This is a genomic window from Streptomyces sp. NPDC006997, assembly GCF_040635175.1.
Classification (GTDB): domain Bacteria; phylum Actinomycetota; class Actinomycetes; order Streptomycetales; family Streptomycetaceae; genus Streptomyces.
In genome coordinates this window covers 136068-159243 of record NZ_JBEYHH010000006.1, presented here as the reverse complement: position 1 = coordinate 159243, position 23176 = coordinate 136068, and the positions used below count along the sequence as shown (strand labels likewise).

27 protein-coding genes and 2 pseudogenes are annotated in these 23176 nt (G+C 70.8%); 16 read left to right on the top strand and 13 right to left on the bottom strand.

All coding sequences use genetic code 11. The features are described from left to right. Nucleotides 1–50: 50 nt before the first annotated feature. Nucleotides 51–1121 (top strand): family 2 encapsulin nanocompartment cargo protein polyprenyl transferase, encoded by a 1071-nt coding sequence (locus tag ABZ659_RS08205; RefSeq protein ID WP_360215084.1) that lies wholly within the window; start codon nucleotides 51–53, stop codon nucleotides 1119–1121. A gap of 138 nt (nucleotides 1122–1259) precedes the next feature. Further along, complete coding sequence (locus ABZ659_RS08200; RefSeq protein WP_360214778.1) at nucleotides 1260–1874, top strand: GNAT family N-acetyltransferase; 615 nt, start codon at nucleotides 1260–1262, stop codon at nucleotides 1872–1874. Nucleotides 1875–1903: 29 nt separating this feature from the next. On the opposite strand, the gene ABZ659_RS08195 is transcribed toward ABZ659_RS08200, so the two are convergent. Then, nucleotides 1904–2500, bottom strand: a complete 597-nt coding sequence (locus ABZ659_RS08195) for a TetR family transcriptional regulator (RefSeq protein WP_360214775.1) — start codon at nucleotides 2498–2500, stop codon at nucleotides 1904–1906. A 131-nt stretch (nucleotides 2501–2631) separates the two neighbouring features. On the opposite strand from ABZ659_RS08195, the gene ABZ659_RS08190 reads away from it, so the two are divergent. The 4 genes from ABZ659_RS08190 to ABZ659_RS08175 are packed head-to-tail and all read left to right on the top strand — an operon-like array spanning nucleotide 2632 to nucleotide 4096. Further along, nucleotides 2632–3219, top strand: coding sequence for a dihydrofolate reductase family protein (locus tag ABZ659_RS08190; protein WP_360214772.1), 588 nt, complete (start codon nucleotides 2632–2634; stop codon nucleotides 3217–3219). 26 nt (nucleotides 3220–3245) lie between these two features. Beyond that, the gene (locus ABZ659_RS08185; protein WP_360214769.1) at nucleotides 3246–3476 is read left to right on the top strand and encodes a hypothetical protein; all 231 of its coding nucleotides are present in this window, start codon (nucleotides 3246–3248) and stop codon (nucleotides 3474–3476) included. A gap of 22 nt (nucleotides 3477–3498) precedes the next feature. Further along, the gene (locus tag ABZ659_RS08180) at nucleotides 3499–3825 is read left to right on the top strand and encodes a DUF952 domain-containing protein (protein WP_360214766.1); all 327 of its coding nucleotides are present in this window, start codon (nucleotides 3499–3501) and stop codon (nucleotides 3823–3825) included. A gap of 58 nt (nucleotides 3826–3883) precedes the next feature. After that, on the top strand, nucleotides 3884–4096 hold the full coding sequence (locus ABZ659_RS08175; RefSeq protein WP_360214763.1) for a hypothetical protein: 213 nt from the start codon (nucleotides 3884–3886) through the stop codon (nucleotides 4094–4096). Nucleotides 4097–4454: 358 nt separating this feature from the next. On the opposite strand, the gene ABZ659_RS08170 is transcribed toward ABZ659_RS08175, so the two are convergent. The 4 genes from ABZ659_RS08170 to ABZ659_RS08155 all read right to left on the bottom strand — a co-directional run bounded on the left by ABZ659_RS08170 (nucleotide 4455) and on the right by ABZ659_RS08155 (nucleotide 7316). Beyond that, nucleotides 4455–4718 (bottom strand): hypothetical protein, encoded by a 264-nt coding sequence (locus tag ABZ659_RS08170; protein ID WP_360214761.1) that lies wholly within the window; start codon nucleotides 4716–4718, stop codon nucleotides 4455–4457. Between the two features lie 157 nt (nucleotides 4719–4875). Further along, on the bottom strand, nucleotides 4876–5244 hold the full coding sequence (locus ABZ659_RS08165; RefSeq protein WP_360214758.1) for an ASCH domain-containing protein: 369 nt from the start codon (nucleotides 5242–5244) through the stop codon (nucleotides 4876–4878). Beyond that, nucleotides 5241–6356, bottom strand: coding sequence for a hypothetical protein (locus ABZ659_RS08160; protein WP_360214756.1), 1116 nt, complete (start codon nucleotides 6354–6356; stop codon nucleotides 5241–5243). Before ABZ659_RS08160 ends, ABZ659_RS08165 begins: the two co-directional genes overlap by 4 nt. 498 nt (nucleotides 6357–6854) lie before the next feature. After that, a complete protein-coding gene (locus ABZ659_RS08155) occupies nucleotides 6855–7316 on the bottom strand; it encodes an ATP-binding protein (RefSeq protein ID WP_360214754.1) in 462 nt (153 codons plus the stop codon). Between the two features lie 173 nt (nucleotides 7317–7489). Between ABZ659_RS08155 and ABZ659_RS08150 the strand changes: the two genes are divergently transcribed. Then, nucleotides 7490–8734, top strand: a complete 1245-nt coding sequence (locus ABZ659_RS08150; protein WP_360214752.1) for an XRE family transcriptional regulator — start codon at nucleotides 7490–7492, stop codon at nucleotides 8732–8734. 41 nt (nucleotides 8735–8775) lie between these two features. Further along, nucleotides 8776–9594: a class I SAM-dependent methyltransferase gene (locus ABZ659_RS08145; protein WP_360214750.1), complete on the top strand. Its 819-nt coding sequence runs from the start codon at nucleotides 8776–8778 to the stop codon at nucleotides 9592–9594. Nucleotides 9595–9606: 12 nt separating this feature from the next. Here the strand turns inward: ABZ659_RS08145 and ABZ659_RS08140 are convergent. Further along, nucleotides 9607–10625 (bottom strand): annotated as a pseudogene (locus tag ABZ659_RS08140) (mobilization protein); the annotation flags it as partial. 1 nt (nucleotide 10626) lies between these two features. On the opposite strand from ABZ659_RS08140, the pseudogene ABZ659_RS08135 reads away from it, so the two are divergent. After that, nucleotides 10627–10929: pseudogene (locus ABZ659_RS08135) on the top strand (tyrosine-type recombinase/integrase); the annotation flags it as partial. A 7-nt stretch (nucleotides 10930–10936) separates the two neighbouring features. Here ABZ659_RS08135 and sodN read toward each other — a convergent pair. Next, nucleotides 10937–11332 (bottom strand): superoxide dismutase, Ni, encoded by a 396-nt coding sequence (gene sodN / locus ABZ659_RS08130; RefSeq protein ID WP_360214748.1) that lies wholly within the window; start codon nucleotides 11330–11332, stop codon nucleotides 10937–10939. A gap of 144 nt (nucleotides 11333–11476) precedes the next feature. On the opposite strand from sodN, the gene sodX reads away from it, so the two are divergent. Beyond that, complete coding sequence (sodX, locus tag ABZ659_RS08125; protein ID WP_360214746.1) at nucleotides 11477–11911, top strand: nickel-type superoxide dismutase maturation protease; 435 nt, start codon at nucleotides 11477–11479, stop codon at nucleotides 11909–11911. Here sodX and ABZ659_RS08120 read toward each other — a convergent pair. Further along, complete coding sequence (locus ABZ659_RS08120; RefSeq protein ID WP_360214744.1) at nucleotides 11815–12444, bottom strand: CGNR zinc finger domain-containing protein; 630 nt, start codon at nucleotides 12442–12444, stop codon at nucleotides 11815–11817. The two genes, sodX and ABZ659_RS08120, sit on opposite strands and share 97 nt — an antisense overlap. 100 nt (nucleotides 12445–12544) lie before the next feature. On the opposite strand from ABZ659_RS08120, the gene ABZ659_RS08115 reads away from it, so the two are divergent. Further along, nucleotides 12545–13327 carry a class I SAM-dependent methyltransferase gene (locus ABZ659_RS08115; protein WP_360214742.1) on the top strand — a complete coding sequence of 261 codons (783 nt, stop codon included), beginning with the start codon at nucleotides 12545–12547 and terminating at the stop codon, nucleotides 13325–13327. Between the two features lie 100 nt (nucleotides 13328–13427). Here the strand turns inward: ABZ659_RS08115 and ABZ659_RS08110 are convergent, their stop codons facing one another. The 3 genes from ABZ659_RS08110 to ABZ659_RS08100 are packed head-to-tail and all read right to left on the bottom strand — an operon-like array spanning nucleotide 13428 to nucleotide 16162. After that, nucleotides 13428–14213 (bottom strand): amino acid ABC transporter ATP-binding protein, encoded by a 786-nt coding sequence (locus ABZ659_RS08110; RefSeq protein WP_360214740.1) that lies wholly within the window; start codon nucleotides 14211–14213, stop codon nucleotides 13428–13430. Next, nucleotides 14210–15148 (bottom strand): amino acid ABC transporter permease, encoded by a 939-nt coding sequence (locus ABZ659_RS08105; protein WP_360214738.1) that lies wholly within the window; start codon nucleotides 15146–15148, stop codon nucleotides 14210–14212. The genes ABZ659_RS08110 and ABZ659_RS08105 overlap by 4 nt, the downstream gene beginning before the upstream one ends. Before the next feature lie 42 nt (nucleotides 15149–15190). Beyond that, nucleotides 15191–16162, bottom strand: coding sequence for an ABC transporter substrate-binding protein (locus ABZ659_RS08100; protein ID WP_360214736.1), 972 nt, complete (start codon nucleotides 16160–16162; stop codon nucleotides 15191–15193). Between the two features lie 570 nt (nucleotides 16163–16732). Here ABZ659_RS08100 and ABZ659_RS08095 point away from each other — a divergent pair. The 4 genes from ABZ659_RS08095 to ABZ659_RS08080 all read left to right on the top strand — a co-directional run bounded on the left by ABZ659_RS08095 (nucleotide 16733) and on the right by ABZ659_RS08080 (nucleotide 20046). Beyond that, nucleotides 16733–17962 carry an NADP-dependent malic enzyme gene (locus tag ABZ659_RS08095; RefSeq protein ID WP_360214734.1) on the top strand — a complete coding sequence of 410 codons (1230 nt, stop codon included), beginning with the start codon at nucleotides 16733–16735 and terminating at the stop codon, nucleotides 17960–17962. A 184-nt stretch (nucleotides 17963–18146) separates the two neighbouring features. Beyond that, nucleotides 18147–19112 carry a zinc-binding dehydrogenase gene (locus tag ABZ659_RS08090; RefSeq protein ID WP_360214732.1) on the top strand — a complete coding sequence of 322 codons (966 nt, stop codon included), beginning with the start codon at nucleotides 18147–18149 and terminating at the stop codon, nucleotides 19110–19112. Between the two features lie 137 nt (nucleotides 19113–19249). Then, nucleotides 19250–19459: a helix-turn-helix domain-containing protein gene (locus ABZ659_RS08085; RefSeq protein WP_360214730.1), complete on the top strand. Its 210-nt coding sequence runs from the start codon at nucleotides 19250–19252 to the stop codon at nucleotides 19457–19459. After that, nucleotides 19459–20046 (top strand): Clp protease N-terminal domain-containing protein, encoded by a 588-nt coding sequence (locus tag ABZ659_RS08080; protein ID WP_360215081.1) that lies wholly within the window; start codon nucleotides 19459–19461, stop codon nucleotides 20044–20046. The genes ABZ659_RS08085 and ABZ659_RS08080 overlap by 1 nt, the downstream gene beginning before the upstream one ends. A gap of 50 nt (nucleotides 20047–20096) precedes the next feature. On the opposite strand, the gene ABZ659_RS08075 is transcribed toward ABZ659_RS08080, so the two are convergent. Next, nucleotides 20097–21164 carry a helix-turn-helix transcriptional regulator gene (locus ABZ659_RS08075; protein ID WP_360214728.1) on the bottom strand — a complete coding sequence of 356 codons (1068 nt, stop codon included), beginning with the start codon at nucleotides 21162–21164 and terminating at the stop codon, nucleotides 20097–20099. Between the two features lies 1 nt (nucleotide 21165). After that, nucleotides 21166–22107: a hypothetical protein gene (locus tag ABZ659_RS08070; RefSeq protein ID WP_360214726.1), complete on the bottom strand. Its 942-nt coding sequence runs from the start codon at nucleotides 22105–22107 to the stop codon at nucleotides 21166–21168. A gap of 190 nt (nucleotides 22108–22297) precedes the next feature. On the opposite strand from ABZ659_RS08070, the gene ABZ659_RS08065 reads away from it, so the two are divergent. Further along, complete coding sequence (locus tag ABZ659_RS08065; protein ID WP_360214724.1) at nucleotides 22298–23152, top strand: hypothetical protein; 855 nt, start codon at nucleotides 22298–22300, stop codon at nucleotides 23150–23152. The last annotated feature ends 24 nt before the right edge of the window (nucleotides 23153–23176 follow it).

Below are 23176 nucleotides of genomic sequence, written 5' to 3'. Positions count from 1 at the left end.
GGCGGGAACACGTGGCGGGGCGCGCCGACGTCCCGGAAAGGCGGCCCCCCATTCCCGTTCCCACCCCCACCGACAGCACGGCGGACGCCTCTCCGCCCGACGCGCAGGAGGCGGCGGCGATCCTGGCGGCCACCAGGGCGGTGGTCGACCCCGAGCTGCGCACGGCCGTCGGGTCGCTGCCCGCCGCCCTGCGCCGCATCGCCCGCTACCACTTCGGCTGGGAGCAGGCGGACGGCACCCCGGCGGCGGACAACCCGGGCAAGGCGGTCCGGCCCGCCCTGGTGCTGACCGCCGCCGCCACCCTCGGCGGCCCCGGGGCCCGCACCGCGGCCGTGCCCGCCGCCGCGGCGGTGGAGCTGATCCACAACTTCACCCTGCTGCACGACGACGTGATGGACCGCGACACCACCCGAAGACACCGGCCCACCGCCTGGACGGTGTTCGGCGTCGCCGACGCCATCCTCGCCGGGGACGCCCTCCAGGCGGTGGCCCAGCGGCTGCTCGCCGAGGACCCCCACCCGGCGGCCACGGAGGCCGCCGCCCGGCTCGCGTCCTGTGTCGTGGAGCTGTGCGCGGGTCAGCAGGCCGACACCGCGCTGGAGCGGTGCCCGCCCGCCGACGTCACCCTCGACGCGGTGCTCGCGATGGCCGAGGCCAAGACGGGGGCGCTCCTGGGGTGCGCCTGCGCGATCGGCGCGCTCTACGCGGGCGCGTCCGCGCGGGAGGTGGAGGCGCTGGACGCGTTCGGGCGGGAGTCCGGGCTCGCCTTCCAGCTCATCGACGACGTGATCGGCCTCTGGGGCGACCCTGGCCACACGGGCAAGGCGGCCGGGGCGGACCTCGCGGCCCGCAAGAAGACCCTGCCGGTCGTCGCCGCCCTCGCCTCCGGCACCCCGGCGGCCGAGGAACTCGCCGAGCTGTACGAGGCGCCGTACGACAAGAGCGATCTGGAGCGCACGGTGCTGGCCGTGGAGCGGGCGGGCGGGCGTGACTGGGCGCAGGTCCAGGCGGCCGACCGGATGGCGCGGGCGATGCAGGAGCTGTCCCGCGCGGTCCCTTCCCCGGAGTCGGCGGGCGGCCTGCTGGCCCTCGCCGAGTTCGTGACCCGGCGTACCAGTTGAGTCCGGTGGCCCGGCCGCGCGGTTCCTGACCCCGCACGGCCGGACCCACCCCTTGACAGTCCTCCATCGCCCACCCGTTAGGCTCAACCGCCATTCAGGCGACGCTTGTTGAGGCGTGACCGGCGGAGGGGTGGAGCAATGGGTGTGGCGATACGCACGGCGGGACCGGACGACCGTGAGCTGATCGTCCGGCTGCTGGACGCGGCCTTCCAGGACGACCCGGTGAGCGGCTGGGTCTTCCCCGGCGCGGAGTACCGCCGTACGCACCACCACAAGCTGATGGCCGCGTTCACCGACATCGTGCTGGCGGACGGGCGGATCGACCTCGCCGACGACGGCGCGGCCTGCGCCCTGTGGCTGCCGACACCGGCCGATCCGCACGGGACCGACGCCGACGCCGGCCCCCAGGACGACGGCCCCGCCCAGCTCCGCGCCGCCATAGATCCGGACAACGAACGCGTCGAACTGATCGCCGAGCTCACCGCCGCGATCCACCCCGCGGGCCGCGCCCACGAGTACCTGTGGATGATCGGCGTCTCCCCGCACCGTCAGGGAGAGGGCCTGGGCACCGCGCTCATCACCTCGGTCCTGGACCGCTGCGACCGCGCGGAACTGCCCGCCTACCTGGAGGCCAGCAGCGCCCGCAGCCGCGCCCTGTACGAGCGGCTCGGCTTCGCCCAGCACGGCGCCGCACTGCGGTTGCCCGACGGCCCCCTGATGTGGCCGATGTGGCGAGAGCCCCGCCAGCCGTAAGCCCCGACCCGCCCCGACCCGCCCCGCTCTCAGCCCCGCTCCTCCGGCACCACGGCCGCCACGATCCGCTCCACCAGCCCCTCGGGCACACCCGCCCCGGGCAGTACGCCGTCCAGCACCCCCGGCAGCGTCAGGTGCTCCACGATCAGCCCGAGCATGGCGAGGTAGAGCACGGCGACGGTCGTGTCGTCCCCGGGTAGCCCGGCGTCCCGGTGGAACTCCATGCCGTACTCCAGCTGCCCGCGCACCGACTCGGTGTAGGAGGCGCGCAGTTCGGGCCGCCGGGTGGCCTCCAGCCGTAGCTCCAGCAGGGCCAGGTGGCCGGTGCGGTCCCGGACGGCGCGGGCCATCAGGTCGTGCATCAGGGCCGTGACCAGCGTCCGGTCCCTCGGCAGGCTCATCAGCCCGGCGAGCGCCTCCGGGTCGGGGGCGAGCCGCAGGTGCACCCGGGCGTCGATCTGCCGCAGCAGGTCGTCACGCGAGGTGAAGTAGTTGGAGGCGGTGCCCACCGGCACGCCCGCCGCCGTGTCGACCGCGCGGAAGGTCAGTCCACGGGCCCCGTCCCGCGCGAGTACCTCGATCCCCGCGTCCACGAGCGCCGCCCGGCGCTCCGGATTGCCGGCCATGACGGAACCTCTCTCCTCCTCGGATCTCCTGTCCGGAAACCCCTTGCAACCACTACGCCTGGAGCACTACAACTGGAGCACTACAAGCGGAGTGCTCAACCCGCGACCGCAGCCTACGGAAAGAGACCAGCTTGCGAAAGCTCACCTACCTCGTCGCCTGCTCGCTCGACGGCTACATCGGCGACCCCGCGGGCGACGCCACGTCCATGCTCGCGTACCTGGACGAGGAGTACCTCGGCCACCTCGCCACCGAGCTGGCCGACACCCTGCCGACCCACGCCCGTCGCGGACTCGGCGTCGACGACGTACCGAACACCCGCTTCGACACCATCGTCCAGGGCCGCGCCAGCTACGACCTGGCGCTCAAGGAGGGCATCACCAGCCCGTATGCCCACCTGCGCCAGTACGTCGCCTCACGCACCCTCACCGAGTCCCCGGACCCGGACGTCGAGATCGTCGCCGACGACCTGGTGGGCAGGGTCCGCGCCCTGAAGGCCGAGGACAGCGCCCTGGACATCTACCTCTGCGGCGGCTCCCAGATCGCCGGCGAGCTGCTGGAGGAGGTCGACGAACTCGTCATCAAGAGCTACCCGCAGGTGTACGGCTCCGGAATGCCGATGTTCGCGGGCACCGGTTTCGCCGTCACCGACTTCCGTCTGGCCTCGGTGCGCGCCTTCGGCAACGGCGTGCTGATCCGCACATACGACCGGAAGCGCTGAGCCGCGGCCCGCCCTACGCTGGAAGCATGGGCAGCGAACACGACGTCTGTCCCACCTGCGGACAGCACGTCGCCACCGTGGTCAAGCGGCACAAGACACTGGGCGCCTGGGTCCCCACGTGGACGGCGGGCCCGTGCCACAACCCCGACTGCTCGGCGTACGCCGAACCGGACACCGAACCCGGAGGGGAGCACTCCAGGCGGCCGGAGGAGCCCCGCCGGACCGAACCCGTCCAGAAACCCACGGGCACCCCCTGAGCTGTCGCACTAGCGTTCAGCCATGCCGTACATCCTGCACCTCACCGAACGCTCCCTGTGGGAGGAGGCCCGCGCGCGAGGCACCTGGGAGCACTCCACGCGCGGCCGCACCCTCCAACAGGAGGGCTTCATCCACTTCTCCACCCGCGCCCAGCTCCCCGGCGTGGCCGCCCTCCTGTACGGCCCCGCCGGCGAGGGCCCCGACGACCTCGTAGTCCTGGTGGTGGACCCGACCCGACTCGACGCCCCGCTCCGGTACGAGGCCCCGGAACCGGGCGGCGAGGAGTTCCCCCACGTCTACGGCCCGGTCCCGGTGGACGCGGTGGTGGCGGTGGAACCCTGGCCGTGACACCGCACCTCTCCGGGGCGGGAGTTGAGGAGGTCGCAGTACGGAGGAGTTCGGTCGCGTGGAGACGATCGAGCTGCCCGGCACCATCTCGGTCCGGGACCCCGAGCCGGTCATCGCCCACATGGGGTCCTACCGGGCCTGGGCGGACCAGTACGGCGTGCCGTTCGAGGCGACGATCGACCGGGCCCGCCTGACCGTCGCCGATCACATCGCGCGGCACGGTGATTTCCAGGTCACCAGCCTCGCGGGCATCCTCGTCTGCCGCCGTTGAGGCCTGGGGCAAAAAAGACCGCACCCGGCCCCTCACGACGGTCACGTCCGCTGGAGTGGTGTCTCGACGGCCACTCGGAAGATCAACGCCACTGGATCCTGAAGATTAGTGAAATCCTGAAGTTACCTTTTAAGGTCGCGAAGGTGCACAGGATGCAGCGCATTCTAAGGCCGTAATTTGAAGACCGCGAGATGGTGCGGTCATCTTTTCGGCGCTGTTCGCGAGCCAGAGGCGATTTCCTGCGGCGCGGCTGTCTCGCCCGCGAATTTCGTGTGCTTGCGCGCGAGGTGTCCGGCGACCTTCGTCGAGCAGTCATTCCGTCGGCCTGGGGCGCCCGGCGGGAGGGCGTGCAGCTCCGTCAGGGCAGCGGCGTGGAAACGTCCAGCGGTGCCCGGACCAGCCGCCTGTTCGGCGCGGCTTCGTGACCAAGTCCCTGATTATGCAGGACGACCACGGCGGCGGCCTGCCGGTGAAGCGCAGCCACCATGCCCCAGCCGACCTGGAAGGGGCGGCTGTCCTCGGAAGCCGGAGCATGGTCGGCAGCGCCGCCCACCAGCAGCTCGGTCAGAGCCTGCAGACCAGGCACCGCCAACCTGTTGAGCTCCGCGAAATCCACTGTCATACGTAGAACGTCCCGCAGACTGTGCGCGGTGTGCACCGGAATTTCCCATCTGCCATGGAATCGCCTCCAGTCGCGGGGGGATTGTGTCAGGCGGCGAGGGCCACCCGGAACCGGATCGGAGCCAAAGGGGTACGCCCGAAAAGAGGCGTGGGCGTTCCTATCGCCAGCCGTCGAGGGCAGTGCGTTGGATCTCGATAGCAAGGGCGCCAAGCGCTTCTTTCTCGGGTGGGTAGATGGTGCGGATGTTGGCGAGCTGCTGCTCGCGAGTGGCGGTCGGGTTGATGTTGGCCGATCCCTCGCCGTCGAGCAGTGCCTCGAAATCGAGGTACTTGGTGACCCGCTTGACCTTGACCTCACAGGTCTCGTTAGTGCCCTTGATGCGGAAGCGGATCACGTCGCCGGCAGCGAGGTCGGCGAGGTGCGGGTATTTCACCCGCACCTCGATGGTCTTGGCGCCGGCGGCGACGAGGTCGAAGTACTGGCGGTAGAGGTTGAGTTCGCGGACGCGGGCGGTGGTGTCGGTCATGGGGTGGGAACGCTCCTGGTGGCTGGCGCGGTCATCAGGCGGCCGATCTCGGCGGCCGAGTACGAGCGGAAGAAGTGGCGGGGGTCGGACAGCAACGTATCGGTCATAACCAATAGTTGCTCGGCGTACTCCGCGACGGTGCCGGGCCACTGTCGGGTGTCGAGCATCCAGTCGCCTGCACCCTCGGGCAAGGGAACACGGCCCTCACGGATCAGCGACTTGGACAGCTTCGCGCCGGTGTCCGTGACGACCTGCGGGCAGAACAGGCGGGCGGGGAGCTGGGCGCGGGTGAGGCCGACGGCTTGGAGGGCTTCGTCGACCAGGTGGGAGCCGAAGACCCAGTCGCCGCCCTTGACCATGATGTGCAGCGTGCCGTGGGGGTTGGACGCGGAGAGTTCCTTGACCGCATTGCGGTACAGGGTGGCCAGGTCGAGGTAGGCGCCTCCGGTTGGGGTGATGGTCGCCTGGTAGGGCCCGTGGTGGAGGCACACGGCAGCGACTTGCGCGGTCTCGCGGTCGGTGAGGTGGACTCGGGTGCGTGCGGCGTGCTTCTCGGCCCAGCCGCAGTCGGAGTGCGAGCACGGGATGCGCAGGTGTGGTGTGCCAGTGGAGGGGGCGAGCCACCAGCGGGCGGCGTCGAGGCGGGGCAGGAGGCGGAGCCAGGTGCGGCGGAAGTGCTCGCCGGCCTGCTGCTGGCTGTAGGTCTCGATCCGGTGAGGGATACCCAGGCACCGAGAGAGCGCGGTGAAAAGGGGTTGGTAGAGGGCGTTGACGAGGTCGGTCAGGGCCTGGTCACCGAGCGCCTGGGCGTAGGCGCGTTGGTATCGGTGGCCGCTGACCGGGTCGGTGGTCAGTTCGTAGGGGGCGTTGTCGAGAGCGCTGAACAGGACCTCGGTGGGGATGCCGAAGCGGTCGCGCAGGCGGGCGGCCATGGCGAAGGCCAGGGACTGCACGAGGGAGGTGCCGATGTGCGGGGCGCCGTTGATCTGGGTGCCGACGACCAGCACGATCCGCTCGGGTGGGGTGGCCAGGATGCGTGGGGTCAGGACGTCCTCGGCATGGTGGAGGGCGTTCGCCAGGACGGTGTTCGGTGAGACGGGATGGGTCGTCACGGGATGTCCCCCTGGGGTGGGTTGGGGTTCATGCGGTTCGGGTGTGACCGAAGAGGAGGCGCTGGCGGAGCGTGGCGCTGTCCAGGTAGGTGTCGATCTCCGCAGGGGCGGTGCTGCGGGAGAGCGGGTCGAGGCCGACGACGATGGCCGCCGGGGTTCCTTGGCCGAGCAGCAGAGTCCAGGGGCGGCCGGTGGGGATGCGTTAGCGGTAGGGGGTGCCGTCGAAGCGCAGGGCCACTTCAGCCGGGGCGATCAGACGTAGGCGTGGCCCGATGTCTGGCGGGGGTGTGGTGGTGGGGCCGAGGTGTAGAGCTTCGGCAACGGCGCGCATGCGTTGCTCGATGACGGCCGGCGTTTCGTGGCAGCTGCGGGGCGGTTGGGGCACCAGAAGGAGGCAGCACACCGTGGCGCCGGTTGGAGTGGAGTCCAACCACGTGGTGGTGGCCAGGGAGGCGATCAGGCCGGCGGAAGGCGCGAAGGCATCCGTGAGGGCAGGCGTCAGCATGTGGGCACCGCGCTGTGGTGGAAGGCGGCCCAGACGCACTTGCCGGGGCCCTGGCGCTTCTCCACGCCCCAGTGGTCGGCGACGGCAGAGACCAGCAGGAGGCCGCGGCCGTCGTCGGGGGTGCTCGGTGGCTCCTGCTTGGCGGGTGTGCCGTTGCCGCCGTCGTGCACCTCGATGCGCAGCCCGGCAACGTGCAGTTCGACTCGTACCAGGACCTGACCGCCTGCAGGAGCTCCGTGCAGGACGGCGTTGGTGGCGAGTTCGGAGGTGCACAGCCGGATGTCGTCGAGGCGTTCGGTCCGGCCCCATTGGGTAAGGGTCTCGGCGACGAAGAAGCGGGCGGCGCCTGGGGTGGTCCGGCGTCGGTCGAAGAGCATCGATGCGTGCTCGACGGCGCCGTCGAGGGCTTGTTCCGGTGCGAGGGTGTCCGGCTCGCCGGGCAGTGTGCTGGGCATGGCCAACAGCCAACCGCCGTCGCTCGTTTGGGTCGGGAGCCAGCGTGGGGGCCATGTGGGGGGCCACTATGGGAGCCAGAGTTCGCACGCTCCTGGGAGATGGGATGGGCGACACGGGGATCGGCACGTTGCTCATACGGCTGCGCACTGGGCGTGGTTGGACCCAGCAGCGGGTGGCCGACGAGTACAACGTCTTGGAGGGGCGGGCAGCCAAGACCGGTAAGGAGATTGGGCGTTACGAGCGCGAGGCGCGCATCCCGGTTCCATACACCCGCAGGTATCTGGCGCAGGTGTTCGGCGTCGACATCGGAGTGCTCGACCGTGCTGTGGCGGTCAGCAAGGGCCGCCAGGGCAAAGACAAGGCTGCGGAGACCGTTCCGGCGCGGCCTGTGGTGCCCTCGCGATCAGGTGCTGTGTCGGCGGCGGACGCGGCGATGTCGGCGGACTTCGCCCGGTTCATCGCGCGGCGCAACGCAGATGAGTTCGTCGTCGAGCAGTTGGAGGCCGATGTCGCTCGGCTCGCTCGCGCCTACGTCAGCCATCCGCTGATGGAGTTGTACGTTGAGATCAAGCGGCTGCGCGACGGGGCGTTCGAGTTGCTACGCGGGCGCCAGCATCCCCGGCAGACTGCTGACCTGTACGTCGCGGCCTCACGGTTGTGCGGGCTGTCCGCGCACGTCTGTTTGGACCTGGGCGACTACGACTCCGCTGCCACTCACGCTCGTACTGCTCGGGCGTGTGCGGAGGCGGTCGGGCACGAGGGGATGCTGGCCTGGGTGCGGGCCGTGGAGTCCCTGATCGCCTACTGGACTGGGCGGTACGAGCAGGCGGCGCGGCTGGCGCAGGCCGGCCGCCACCACCGGGCTCCCGGCAGCATCGGAGCCCGGTTGGCGAGCCTGGAGGCGCGTGCGCTGGCCGTAGCCGGAGACCGGGTGGGCGCGGTGGCCGCCCTTGCGGATGCCGAGCGCTCCCGTGAGGCAATGCCCGGTCATGACGAGGTGCCGGGCATCTTCGCCTTTCCGGCCGCCAAGCAGTTCGCGTACGCGGGCACGAGCCACTTGGCCGTGGGCGGGAGGGGGCATGTCCAGCAGGCCATCGTCAGCGCGGACAGTGCGATCCGGCTCTACCGCAGTGCCGAGGACGATGATCAGTCGGTCGGCGACCTGTTCGCCGCCCATGTCGATCTCGCCCGCGGTCACCTGCTCCTGGGCGACCTGGACGGCACCGAGGCGATGCTCGGATTCGTCCTCGAATCCCCGCCCGAGCGCATGTCGGCCAGCATCGTGCGTCGGCTCACCGCTCTGGGCCGGGAGCTGGGAGGGCCGCAGTACGGTGGAGCCGCGCACGCCGCGCACCTAAGCGAACGACTTCAGCACACGGCCGTCCTCGCGGCCTCACCCTCCCTCACTGCCTTATAGGCGTGGGAGGTACCCCCATCCCACCCACCGGAGCTGCCGACGTGACCGAACGGTCTGCCGCACACGACGCCGCTGTCACCGACCGGAGCCGCCTTGCCGGAAGCGCCTATAACGGCGACCGGGACCTGGCTGCCCGCCAGTCGCTCTACCAGTGGCAGACACCTCGATACGACCTGCCCGGCATCGTCGCCGAACAGCTGAGCGGCGTACGCGGGCGTGTGGTCGATATCGGCTGCGGCAACGGTAAATTCATCCAGCGGCTTCGCGACGATCGGCCCGAGCTGGCCCTGCTCGGACTGGACATCGCCCCCGGCATCCTCACCAGCGTGCCCGGCCCGGTCGCCGTGGCGGATGCCACCCGCCTGCCGTTGGCCACGGCGAGCGTCGACGCGGCCCTGGCGCTGCACATGCTGTACCACGTCCCGGACATCCCGCAGGCGGTCAGGGAGGTGTCCCGCGTCGTGGCTCGTGCCGGGGCGGTGATCGTCTCCACCAACAGCGACCTGGACAAGTCCGAACTCGACGACCTGTGGCAGCGGGCGGCGGGCGATGTCCTCGGTACCGGACGCGGCCCGGCCCGCATCTCGCTCAGCGCCCGCTTCTCTCTGGAGAAGGCCCCGGCCTTCCTGGGCGAGGAGTTCGGCCGCGTGGAGGCGATCGAACTGCCCGGCACCATCGCGGTCCAGCACCCCGAGCCGGTCATCGCGCACATGGCCTCGTACCGGGCGTGGGCGGACCAGCACGACGTGCCTTTCGAGGCCACGATCGAGCGGGCCCGCGCGATCCTCGTCGATCACATCGCCCGGCATGGGGTCTTCGAGGTCACGTGCCTGGGCGGCATCCTCGTCTGCCGTCGCTGACAGCCGACTTGGCTATCGCCGTCGGCCGCGTTCCGTAGGCTGTTCGCTCACCGGCGTGGGCGTGGTCTGTGGTGTGGGCGTCACGGGTGCGGTCATGCGGGTGCTCAGCCTGCGAGCCGCCTGAGCACGCCTGTTCGGCTGCACGGCGATGTGCCAACTGAGGACCTCGGCGGGGCGATCGGCGGTGTCAAGTTCTCGCCGCGCGGCGACTTCGGCCAAGAGCCGTCGGGGGTTGTGGCTCGCGGTCTCGGCGCGGGCCAGGGTCGTGGTCAGGACCGGCCAGGCGGGATCGGTGAGGGCGCGGTCGGCGTGGTCGGGGAGGACTGCACGCAGATCCTGCTCGAAGCGGATGACAGTTGTGGCGCGCGGTGTGCGACGGGCGAGATCCGACAGGACCGACTGGGCGGCCTGCTGGTAACCGGCCTGCAGGTGGCGGAAGGCTTCTTCGGCCGCTGCGGCTTGCTGCTCGTGGCCGCGCTGCTCATGCCACTTGGCGGCCGCGTGCGCCACGTGGAGCGCGGCGAAGATCAGGGCGATGGCGAGTCCGCCCGGATCGTGTATGGCAAGGCGAGTTCCTTGGCGGCTTCCCGTAGGGCGGTGGCGGCCTGGTGATCGGCTCGGATCGCCGAGCGGCTGGCCCGGTTGAACGCCCTCGCCACGGCTTGCAGTTCGGCCCGGTGCCCCCCTTGGTGGCGAGGGCCAGGTTGTGGAGGGCGTCGCCGAAAGCATCCAGATGTCCCGGGCCATGGCGTCGTCGCCCGAGTCGAGGGTGGTGTGGGCGTCGCGGACGGCGGTCGCGGCGCGGGCCACGGTTCGGCCGGGTCCACCGCCTGCTCGGGGCGGTCAGCCAGATCCTGGGTGGGAAGGCGTTCGCGGAGGCGGTTGTAGGACAGGTCGGGAGGGAGCCGTGAGCCGCCGTACCAGACCGGCTCACCTTGGGTGGTGTCGTCGGGAGTGGCCAGGCTGTACCCGGTCACCTCGCCGGTCTCGGGGCCTGTGCGCGGCCTGACCTGGATGCCGAGGGAGCGCAACGCAGCGGAGAACGAGGCAGCCGAGCGCGAGGGCCGCCAGCCAGTCGAGCTGCCGCACATGGTGACCCACGACCTGCGCCACTTCTACTCCTCCGCCCTCATCGCCGGCGGAGCGAGCGTCAAGCAGGTCCAGCTGGTCCTCGGCCACGCGTCCGCCGTCATCACGCTCCGGATCTACGCGCACCTGTGGCCGGGCGAAGAAGACCGCACCCGGACCGTCATGGACGCCGTGCTCGGCGGCCTGCGGACCGGGTGCGGACAGGTAGGCGATGCGACCCGCGAAACCGCAGGTCAAACGGCCTAGCCATAGATCAGGCCTTCTTGGTCTCCCAGAAGATCTTGTCGATCTGGGCGACGTAGTCCAGCGCCTTCTGGCCCGTCGCCGGGTCGGTGGAACCCTTGGCGGCCGAGAGGGCCTTCAGGGTGTCGTTGACCAGCTGGTGCAGTTCGGGGTACTTCTCGAAGTGCGGGGGCTTGAAGTAGTCGCTCCAGAGCACCGAGACGTGGTGCTTGGCCAGCTCGGCGCGCTGTTCCTTGATGGTGGTGGCACGAGCCTGGAAGTGCGGGTCGTCGTTGCCGGCCATCTTCTCCTGGATGGCCTTCACCGACTCCGCCTCGATGCGGGCCTGGGCCGGGTCGTACACACCGCAGGGCAGGTCGCAGTGTGCGCTGACCTTGACCTTGGGGGCAAACAGGCGGGAAAGCATGGAGCATTCCTTCCTCGTGATCGTCTTCTCAGGTGGGACATTACTCCCTGGGGCACGGGATTTCGCGGGTGCCCCCGTGGGCTTAGGGCAAAAGTCCGGGGTGAGACTGAGACTGGTGGAGGATCCGACCGGGGAGGTGCCGGGATGCCGGAGTTGTCGCCGGAGGGCGAGCGGGGCAGGGGCGTCCCGCCGTTCGGGCTGGCCGAGGTGACGGGACCGTCGATGGTGCCGACGCTCTACCACGGGGACCGGCTGGTGCTGCGGCACCGGGCCCGCATCCGGCCGGGCGACGTGATCGTGCTGCGGCATCCGTTCCAGCAGGACCTGCTGGTCGTCAAGCGGGTGGCCGAGCGGCGGGAGAGCGGGTGGTGGGTGCTGGCCGACAACCCGTACGCCGGAGGGGACAGCACGGACTACGGGGCCGTCCCCGACGAGCTGGTGCTGGGGCGGGTCTGGTTGCGGTACCGGCCGCTCAAGCCGGGTCAGCGCTCGCCGTTGGCCGTGCTGCGCTGGGCGCTCTCGGCGGCCAGGCCCGTCTTCTCCGAGAGGTCGGCCTCCAGACGTTTGCGGGCCCGGTAGGCGGCGACGTTCGCCCGGGTGGCGCAACGGTCGGAGCAGTAGCGGCGGGAGCGGTTGGTCGAGGTGTCCAGGTAGGCGTTGCGGCACGGCGCCGCCTCGCACAGGCCGAGGCGGTCCACGCCGTACTCCGTGAGGTGGAAGGCCAGACCCATCGCCGCGATGGCCGCGTAGCCCGCGGTCGCGTTGGACGGGTGGTCCGCCAGGTGCATGTGCCACAGGGGGCGGCCGTCCTCGTCGCGGTGGTCGTGCCCGGAGATCTGGGGGCTGACCGGGAACTCCAGGAGGAGTGAGTTCAGCAGGTCCACCGCGAGGGTCTCGTCGCCCTCGTCCGCCGCCTCGAAGACCGCGCGCAGCCTGGCCCGGACCGAGCGGAACCGCGTGACGTCCGCGTCGGTGGCGCGGCGGGCCGCCGACTGGTTGCCGCCGAACAGGTCGCGGACGGCCTCGACCGAGGTCAGCGCGTCCTTGCCGCGCGCGGGCTCCTCGCTGTTGACCAGACGTACGGCGTAGTCCGAGTAATAGGCCAGTTCCACTTGTGGTCCTTACGGGGGTGGTCTATGGTCGTGCGTACGGTTGAGTAATGGCTGATCGCGTTTCCAGGGTATTACGTGGCGACTCGGACAGGGGGCAGTGATGACGGAACTGCGGACGGAAGGCGCGGGCGCCGCCGGGGGGACCGACTGGACCGCCTGGCAGGAGAGCTGGGACCGGCAGCAGGAGTGGTACCTGCCCGACCGTGAGGAGCGGTTCCGGGTCATGCTCGACATGGTGGAGGCGCTGGTCGGCACCGCACCCCGGGTCCTCGACCTCGCCTGCGGGACCGGCAGCATCACCGCCCGTCTGCTCCAGCGGTTCCCGGACGCCACCAGCACCGGCGTCGACCTCGACCCCGCGCTGCTCACGATCGCCCGCGGCACCTTCGCCGACGACGACCGCGTCACGCTCGTCGAGGCCGACCTCACCGCGCCGGAGTGGACCACGCGGCTGCCGTGCGACACGTACGACGCCGTCGTCACCGCCACCGCCCTGCACTGGCTCCGCCGCGAGCCGCTGACCCGGCTGTACGGGCGGCTCGCCGGGCTCGTCCGGCCCGGCGGGGTCTTCCTCAACGCCGACCACATGCCCGACGACACCACCCCGCGCATCAACGCCGCCGAGTCCGCGCTGCGCGCCGCCCGCCGCGAGCGGGCCGTACGCGACGGCGCCCTCGACTGGGACCAGTGGTGGGAGGTGGCCGCCGCGGACCCCGTCCTCGCCGAGCCCACGGCCCGCCGCTTCGAGATCTACGGCTCCCACGCCGACGGCGAGATGCCGTCCGCGGCCTGGCACGCGCGCGTCCTGCGCGAGCAGGGGTTCGCGGAGGCGCGGCCGGTGTGGTGCTCGCCCGCGGACACCCTGCTGCTCGCCCTGAGGTAGGGCAACACGAGGAACACGAGGAACACGAGGAACACGAGGAACAAGAGGAACAAGAGGAAGGGGCGGTACGGACATCTCCGTACCGCCCCTTCGTAGGTTCTTACAGCACCTTGGACAGGAACGACTTCGTCCGCTCGTGCTGCGGGTCCGTCAGGACGTCGCGCGGGTGGCCGGACTCGACCACCACACCGCCGTCCATGAAGACCAGGCTGTCGCCGACCTCGCGGGCGAAGCCCATCTCGTGGGTGACGACCACCATCGTCATCCCGGACTCGGCGAGGTCGCGCATGACGTCGAGGACGTCACCGACCAGCTCCGGGTCGAGCGCCGAGGTCGGCTCGTCGAACAGCATCAGCTTCGGGTCCATGGCCAGCGCCCGCGCGATGGCGACGCGCTGCTGCTGGCCGCCGGAGAGCTGCGAGGGGTAGTTGCGGGCCTTGTCGCCCAGGCCCACGCGCTCCAGCAGCTCCATCGCCCGCTCCCGGGCCTGCGCCCGGCTCACGCCCTTGACCTGCACCGGGGCCTCGATGACGTTCTCGACGGCCGTCATGTGCGGGAACAGGTTGAAGCGCTGGAAGACCATGCCGATGTCCCGGCGCTTCAGCGCGACCTCGCTGTCCTTCAGCTCGTACAGCTTGTCGCCCTTCTGGCGGTAGCCGACCAGCTCGCCGTCGACGTACAGCCGTCCGGCGTTGATCTTCTCCAGGTGGTTGATGCACCTGAGGAAGGTCGACTTGCCGGAGCCGGAGGGGCCGATGAGGCAGAACACCTCGCCGGTCCTCACCTCCAGGTCGATGCCCTTGAGGACCTCGACCGGGCCGAAGGACTTGTGGACGCCCTCCGCCTTCACCATCGGCACGGTGGCCTGCTTGTCCGTCTCGGTCATGCCGCCGCTCCCTTCCGGTTCGTCAGGGAGAGCACGTTCTTCCTGATCTTCTGCCACGGCGTCGGCGGCAGCTGCCGGGTGGAGCCGCGGGCGTAGTAGCGCTCCAGGTAGTACTGCCCGACGCTGAAGACCGAGGTCAGGACGAGGTACCAGGAGGCGGCGAGGAACAGCATCTCCGCCGGGGCGCCGGAGGTCTGGCCGATGTCCTGGGCGACCCGGAACAGCTCGGAGTACTGGACGACCGAGACCAGCGAGGTCGTCTTCAGCATGTTGATGACCTCGTTGCCCGTGGGCGGCACGATCACCCGCATCGCCTGCGGTACGACGATCCGGCGCAGGGTCCTGGAGTGGCTCATGCCCAGCGCGTGCGCCGCCTCCGTCTGGCCCTCGTCGACCGAGAGCAGACCGGCGCGGCAGATCTCCGCCATGTACGCGGCCTCGTTCAGACCGAGGCCGAGCAGCGCCGTCAGGAACGGGGTCATGAACTGCGACCACTCGTCCTTGTAGACCGGCCCGAGGTTGATGTACTCGAAGACCAGGCCCAGGTTGAACCAGACCACGAGCTGCACCAGCACCGGCGTACCGCGGAAGAACCAGATGTAGAACCACGCGATCGTGCTGGTCACCGGGTTCTTCGAGAGCCGCATCACCGCGAGCATGATGCCGCCCACCACGCCGATCAGCATGGCGAGGACGGTGATCAGCAGCGTCTTGCCGACACCGCTGAGGACACGGTCGTTGAAGAAGTAGTCCGGGATCGCGTCCCAGTTGATCCTGCCCTGGGAGAACGCGTAGACGATGGCGCCCAGCAGGGCGAGGGCGACGACGGCGGACACGTAGCGCCCGTAGTGCCGGACCGGGATGGCCTTGATGGCCTCCGGTCCGGCCGGGGGAGTGTCGGCCGGACCCGTCGTCTTGTCGATGTCAACAGTCACGGGTGTTGCCTTTCGGTGGCCGCTGGCCGGGGTGCCGAGCGATCACTTGCCACCGTTGACGACGGCCTCGTCCACGGCGCCCTCGGTGACGCCCCACTTCTCCAGGACCTTGGTGTACTCGCCGCTGGCGATGACGGCGTCCATCGCGGCCTTGAGGGCGTCGCGCAGCTGGGCGTCGTCCTTGGCGACGGCGATGCCGTACGGCGCCGCCTCGACCTGCTCGCCGACCAGCTCGAAGTCGTTGCCGCCACCGGAGGTCTTCACGGCGTACGCGGCGACCGGGAAGTCCGAGGAACCGGCGTCGGCGCCGCCCGCGCGCAGCCGGGTCTGGGCCTGCTGGTCGTTGTCGAAGGACTCGATGGTGATCTTCTTGCCGCCGGTGCACTTCTTGGCCTCGTCCTTGGCGAGGTCCTCGGAGACCGTGCCGCGCTGCACCACGAGCTTCTTGCCGCACAGGTCGGCCCAGGTCTTGATGCCCTGGTCGTCGCCCTTCTTGGTGTAGATCGAGACACCGGCGGTGAAGTAGTCGACGAAGTCGACGCCCTCGCCGACCTTCTTGCCGGTCTCGGAGTCGATGCCCTCCTGGCGCTCCTTGGTGTCGGTCATCGCGGACATGGCGATGTCGTACCGGTTGGAGCGCAGACCGGTCAGCAGGGTGTCGAACGTGCCGTTCTCGAACTCGAACTTCACGCCGAGCTGCTTGCCCATGGCGTCGGCCAGGTCGGGGTCGATGCCGACGGTCTTGCCGGAGTCGTCCTTGAACTCGACCGGGGCGTAGGCGATGTCGGAGCCGACCTTGATGACGCCCTTGTCGCGGATCGCCTGGGGGAGCTTGTCGGCCAGCGGGGCCGAGCTCTGGCTCTGGCTCGCGGTCTCGTTGCCCTCGTCCGAGCCGCCGCCCTCGGTCTGGTCACCGCAGCCGGTGAGAAGCAGGGCGCCTGCGACCGCGATCGAGCCGACCGCTGCCAGCCGGGAGCGCTTGGCGGTCGTACGACGGGTGGAGCTTGCGGTCATGGTGGGTTCCTCCGGCGGATGGGTGGAGTTGCCGATGGTCTGGTCTCGGTCGACGAGAACACACGCCTTCGAGTGTCGCGACCTTGTGTGATGACCGCATCTTGCCATTCGGACGGAACCATTCAGGTGACTCGCTATGTCAAAATCGGATAACGGGACACCCCCGAACCGCACTATCCGGTACATCACGACCGGACCATCTGCGGGCTTCTCTGCTTCCCACCGGAAGATCTTCGGCATATCTCACGATATGGATGATCGATCATTGGCCTTTCATCCGGCTTGAGTGCTAGTCAAGGGTTTGTCCAGTCCTTGTCCTGATTTCGTGGGAAGAGTCATGCCACCGGCGTGTGACCTTCGCGTTATGGGCTCGTCCAAGCCGCGGTACGTCCGGTAAGAAGGTTCTCCACACCCCTCATCCGGGGCTCAGGGCGCGTGTGCGGCGCGCCCGTCGCGTAATACCCGTCAGGCCCCCAAACGTGCCGGGGGTCAGGAAGTACGCGGTGCCCGCCCACCCCTCACCAGGAGTGGCCCACCCTCAACCTATGAATATTTAAGGGGTAAAACGAAGTGGCAGCGGAGATCGTCAATCCTCGCAGCGACAGCGACGCCAGTGCGGACCAGGAGGGCGGGGGCGAGCCCCTCGATTCCTTCGACCCGGCGTTCGCTCTGCACCGTGGCGGCAAGATGGCCGTGCAGGCCACCGTGCCGGTCCGCGACAAGGACGACCTGTCCCTGGCGTACACGCCCGGCGTCGCGAAAGTGTGCACCGCGATCGCCGAGCAGCCCGAGCTGGTGCATGACTACACCTGGAAGTCGTCCGTGGTCGCCGTCGTGACGGACGGTACGGCGGTGCTCGGGCTCGGGGACATCGGCCCCGAGGCCTCCCTTCCCGTGATGGAGGGCAAGGCCATCCTCTTCAAGCAGTTCGGCGGCGTGGACGCCGTCCCGATCGCGCTGAACTGCACCGGCGTCGACGAGATCGTCGAGACGGTGGTGCGCCTCGCGCCCTCCTTCGGCGGAGTGAACCTGGAGGACATCTCGGCGCCGCGGTGCTTCGAGATCGAGCGCCGGCTCCAGGAGGAGCTGGACATCCCGGTCTTCCACGACGACCAGCACGGCACCGCCGTGGTCACCCTGGCCGCGCTGCGCAACGCCGCCCGGCTCAGCGGCCGGGCCGTCGGCGACCTGCGCGCCGTCATCTCGGGCGCCGGGGCGGCCGGGGTCGCGATCGCCAAGATGCTGATCGAGGCCGGGATCGGGGACGTGGCGGTCACCGACCGCAAGGGCGTCGTCTCCGCCGACCGGGACGACCTCACGTCGGTCAAGCGGGAAGTCGCCGGGTTCACCAACAAGGCCGGGCTCTCCGGCTCCCTGGAGGACGCCCTCGCGGGCGCCGACGTGTTCATCGGCGTCTCCGGCGGTACGGTCCCGGAGGCGGCGGTCGCCTCCATGGCCGAGGGCGCGTTCGTGTTCGCCATGGCCAACCCGACCCCCGAGGTGCACCCCGACGTCGCGCACAAGTACGCGGCGGTGGTGGCCACGGGGCGGTCGGACTTCCCCAACCAGATCAACAACGTGCTCGCGTTCCCCGGCATCTTCGCGGGCGCGCTCCAGGTGCGGGCCTCCCGGATCACCGAGGGCATGAAGATCGCGGCGGCGGAGGCGCTGGCGGGGGTCGTCGGGGACGACCTCGCGGCCGACTACGTCATTCCCTCGCCGTTCGACGAGCGGGTCGCCCCGGCCGTGACGGCGGCGGTGGCGGCGGCGGCTCGGGCGGAGGGCGTCGCTCGGCGGTGACGTGCGTGGACGGTCCCGTCTCCTTCCGGGGGCGGGGCCGTCTTCTCGTGCGCGGGGCCGATGCGTGGTTCGGGCTCGGGTTCATGGGGCGGTTCCGCGTGGCGCTGGGGTGGGTGCGCAAGAGGGCGTGTGTCACAGGCCGGGTCGGTTTCGCTGGGGGGCGCCTGCGCCTATCGTCGGCTGCATGTTCGCCGTCTACGCCGCCCGTATCGACCGTGACCAGCCGCTGAACGGACTTGAGTTGGGGGAGCGCCCGGCCCCCGAGGTCCGACCCGGCTGGAGCACCGTCGACGTCCGTGCCGCCTCCCTCAACCACCACGACCTCTGGTCCCTGCGCGGCGTCGGTCTGCCCGAGGACCGGCTGCCGATGATCCTCGGCTGCGACGCCGCCGGGATCGACGAGGACGGCAACGAGGTCGTCCTGCACTCCGTCATCGGGCAGACCGGCCATGGCGTCGGTCCCCGGGAGCCCCGGTCGATCCTGACCGAGCGTTACCAGGGAACCTTCGCCGAGCGCGTCGCCGTACCGACGTGGAACGTGCTGCCGAAGCCGAAGGAGCTGTCCTTCGAGGAGGCCGCCTGTCTGCCGACGGCCTGGCTGACGGCGTACCGGATGCTGTTCACCAACGCGGGGGTGCGGCCCGGGGACTCCGTGCTGGTGCAGGGCGCCGGGGGCGGGGTCGCCACGGCCGCCATCGTGCTCGGCAAGGCGGCGGGGCTGCGGGTCTTCGCCACCAGCCGGGACGAGGCCAAGCGCAAGCGGGCGCTGGAGCTGGGTGCCGTGGAGGCGGTGGAGTCGGGGGCGCGGCTGCCGCAGCGGGTGGACGCCGTGATCGAGACGGTGGGCGCGGCCACCTGGTCGCACTCCGTGAAGTCGCTGCGGCCCGGCGGCACGCTCGTCATCTCCGGCGCCACCAGCGGCGACCGGCCCTCGCACGCCGAGCTGACCCGGATCTTCTTCCTGGAGCTGAAGGTCGTCGGTTCGACCATGGGGACCAAGGACGAGCTGGAGGACCTGCTGTCCTTCTGTGCCGCGACCGGCGTACGGCCCGTCATCGACGAGGTGCTGCCGATGGAGCGGGCTCGGGACGGCTTCGAGCGGATGGCGGCGGGGGAGCAGTTCGGGAAGATCGTGCTGACGAACGCCTGAGGTTCTGTCTGGGGTTTCTGTTTGGGTTTCTGGGGGCGGCGGCCGGTTCGGAGGCTTCTCCGGGTCGGCCGCCGTTTTCGTGCACGGGGTGTCAACGTCAGTTGACGTGTGTGAGGGTGTCAACGTAGGTTGACGTCATGACCGAAGCAACGGATCTCGCCGAGCGCGCGGGTGACCGGGACCCCCGGGTCGGGCTCCGGGCGGTCGCCGCGTTGCGGAGGCTGCTGGAGCAACTGGAGGCCGTGCAGGTGCGCAGTGCGCGCCAGCAGGGCTGGTCGTGGCAGGAGATCGCCGCGGAACTCGGAGTGAGCAGGCAGGCCGTGCACAAGAAGTACGGGAGGCGATGATGTTCGAACGGTTCACCAAGGACGCCCGTGCGGTGGTGAAGGGGGCGGTCGAGCACGGCGAACGGTCGGGCTCGCGGACCGTGGACCCCGAGCACCTGCTGCTCGCCCTGCTCGACAGGGAGGCGAGCCGGGCGTCCTTCGCCCTGACCTCGCTCGGGCTGTCCGGGCGGCGGGAGGGGGTGGCGCGGGCGCTGGCCGAGGCGCGCCGCCGGGCCGGACTGTCACAGGCCGACGCCGAGGCGCTGGCCGGACTGGGCATCGACGTGTCGGCGATCGTGTCCCGGGTGGAGGAGGCCCACGGCGTCGGCGCGCTCGCGGGCGACCGTGCCGCCGGTGACCCCGCCGCGGCCGGTGGCAAGGGCTGGCGGGGAGGCCACCGCCCGTTCAGCCGCGGGGCCAAGAAGGTGCTGGAGAACTCCCTGCGGATGGCGCTGGCCCACAGTGACCGCCATATCGGTGACGAGCACCTGCTCCTCGCCCTGACCGCCCTCCCCGGCGTCGCCGCGGAGGTGCTCGCCGACCACGGGGTGACGTATGAGTCGGTGACGCGGGTGCTGTATGGCGGGGGAGCGGCGAAGGCGGGGTGAGGGAAGGTGGGCACCCGCGCCCTCCCGCCCTCCCACCGCTCTTCGGGTGGCTATGCCTTCGGGGTGCGGCGCAGCAGCGCCCCGATGTGTGCCGCCGCCGTCGACAGATGACGCCGGGCGTCGCGGAGCTGGTCGTCGGTGACGCCGTGGTCCCGGGCCGCGTCGCGGATGTCGTCCCGGAACCGGTCGAGCAGCCGGTCCAGATCGCGGGCCGGGTCGCCGGTGGAGGGGTCGTCGTGGGCCCAGGCGGGCTGGTAGTCGGCTGGGAAGTCCTCCGGGGTCTGTGAGAACTCCGGCTCCTGACCCGACTTGGCGGCACCGGCACCGGCACCGGTACCGGCGCGGCCGAAGCCGAAGTCCCGGCCCAGGTCCTTGCCGAACTCCTTGCCGAAGTCCATGCCGAACTCGCCGAACTCCTTGGCCAGTTCCGTCAGGCCCTCCCGGACGCCCGTCGGCCAGTCGCCGCGCGTGAAGTGGTCCTGCACCTGTTCCTGGACCCGGCGGGCGATGCGCTGGATCCCTTCCTGGGCCAGGACGCGGGCCTGCTCCTGGGCCTCCTTGGCCTGGCGGCGGGCCCGCTGGGCCTCCTCGCGGGCGCGACGGCTCTCGTCCTTGGCACGGCGGGCCTGCTCCTTCCACTCCTGCTTGGCACGGCGCATCTCCTCCTTGGCGGTACGCCACGCCTCCTTGTCGCCGAGGGCGTCCGTGCCGTCGTCGGTGGCGCCGGTGTGCCGGGCCGCGGTCGCGGCGGCGCGCATCTCGCGGCGCAGGTCGCCCGCGGCGCCCCGTACGTCGGCACGGATCTCGGCGGCGAGTTCCGCGACGGACTCGCGGATCTCCAGCTCCAGGTCGGCCAGCTCGCCGCTGCGGTCGGCCAGCTCGGCGCGGCCCGCGTCCGTGATGGCGTACACCTTGCGGCCGCCCTCGGTGGTGTGGGTGACCAGTCCTTCGGCCTCCAGCTTGGCGAGCCGGGGGTAGACCGTGCCCGCCGAGGGGGCGTACAGCCCCTGGAAGCGTTCCTCCAGGAGGCGGATCACCTCGTAGCCGTGGCGCGGGGCCTCGTCCAGCAGCTTCAGCAGATAGAGCCGGAGGCGGCCGTGTGCGAAGACGGGGGCCATGTCAGAGCACCTTCTTGTCGGTCGTACCGTCGGCCGGGTCGCTGGTCGAGGGGGTGCCCCCGCCCGCGGCCGCAGCGGGATTCTCCCCCGGGTCGTGGTGTGGGGCGTCCTCCGGCGCCGCGTCCCCCACTCCTTCGTCCGCCTGTGGGCGGCGCAGCAGGGCGATGGAGCCGGAGACGGTGGTGGCCCTCAGCCTGCCGTTGCCCGCGCCGAGGCGGCCGGTGATGCGCTTGGCGCCCCACTGGCCGTTGACCCGCAGGTCCTCGAAGGCGTTGGAGACCGCCCCGCTCGCGGTGTTCGCCTCCACCTTGGTGTCGGCCGGGTGGGGGAGGCGGATGGCGATCTCGCCGGAGACGCTGTTGAGGGTGATGTCGGTGGGGCGGCTCGTGGGGTCGAGATCGATGATCATCGAGCCGCTCACCGAGTCGGCCCGCACCGAGGAGCCCGCCTCGACGACGGTCAGGTCCCCGGAGACGGAGTTGAACCGCAGGTCCCCGGTGAGGGCCTGGGCCTCCAGGCTCCCGGACACCGTGTCCGCGCGCACCGGCCCGGCGAGGCCGACCAGGGTGGTGTCACCGGAGACGCCCTTCACGTCCGCCCGGCCCTCGATCCCGGAGACGACCGCGGCGGCGCCGACCACGCCCACCTCGACGCGGGTCCGCGCCGGGACGGCGAGCGAGACGACGGCACCGCGCCGCCAGCCCTTGCGGTCGAGCCACTTGAGGAAGCCCTTCCAGGGCAGGTCCTCGTACGCCACCGTCAGGACGCCGTCCCGCTGGGTGACCAGCAGGGGCGGGCCGTCGATCTCGGAGACCTCCAGGCGGGCGGAACCTTCTTCCGTGCCCACCACGTTCACCGTTCCGTTGACGATGCGTACGTGGAGCTCGCTCACGGGTGCGTCGAAGGTGAGCTTGCTGGGCTCGCTGACGGACCACTCGGACATGGTGAAGACCTCCGACCTCCAGGGGCGACGCAACGCGCCATATCGCGTCTCGTGTCATTCACGATATATCGTGGCGAGGGGAAGTCAAGACACTCGTTTCGGTGACGACGGACGAGCCCGGTCGACCCTGGTCGGTTCCCCGGAAGCCGTATATCGGGCTAATGGAGGCAACCTGTCCTAGCGTGAACGTATGCCGACGGAAGAAGACCCCGCAGACGCCGCAGACCCCGCCCGTACCGCCGCCCCGGGCGCCCTGCTGCTCTGCCGGGCCGAGCCCGGTTCCGTCGCCCCTGTCGCCCCGCTGCTCCGCCAGGACACACTGCTCGCCCCGGCGGGCGAGGAGTGGAGCGTGCTGGTCCCCGAGGGCGGACCCTGGCTGTCCGGCGCCGAACCCGTCGACCGCGTCCTCACCGGCTGGGCCACCGCCCTCGCCGTCGGCGCCCCCTGGCCCGTACTCGCCCTGTGGTGGGACGCGGACCGCGCCGGGTACACCCTCGCGTCCGGCTTCCGCCGCCCCGTCGGCTACGTCTGGCTCGCGGACGGCACCCCGGCGGGGGAGGCCGAGGCCATGCGCGCCTTCGCCGCGCGCCTCGGCCTCGACCCCGTCCTGGACGTGGCGTCGCTCGACCTGCTGACCGAGGCGGACCCGCGGACCGACGCACGCGCCCGGCTGCGCGGTCTGCTCGCGGTGCTCACGCGCGCGGGGGTGTCCCTGCCCGCCGGACTCGCCCCCGGCGCCCCCGCCGACCACCTGCGCGAGGCGGTCGCGGACCGGCACGACACGCGGCGTATCGAGTGGTCCGGCTGGCGCGACACCGCACGCGCGGAACTCGACGCGGTGGACCTCAGCCGGGTCGCACCCTGTCTCCCCTGGTCCGGCGACCCCAGGGCACGGATCCTCGCCCTGGCACAGATCACCACGGGCCTCCCCCTCACCCTCTGGGGCCTACGCCGCCACAGCGCCGCCCTCACCACGGCGGGCGCGCTCCTGCTGGCCCAGGGCACGCTCGCCCTCGGCTACGACCTCACCCACCCGCGCGACTGACAGCGCCACTCGTCGTCTGGCCGA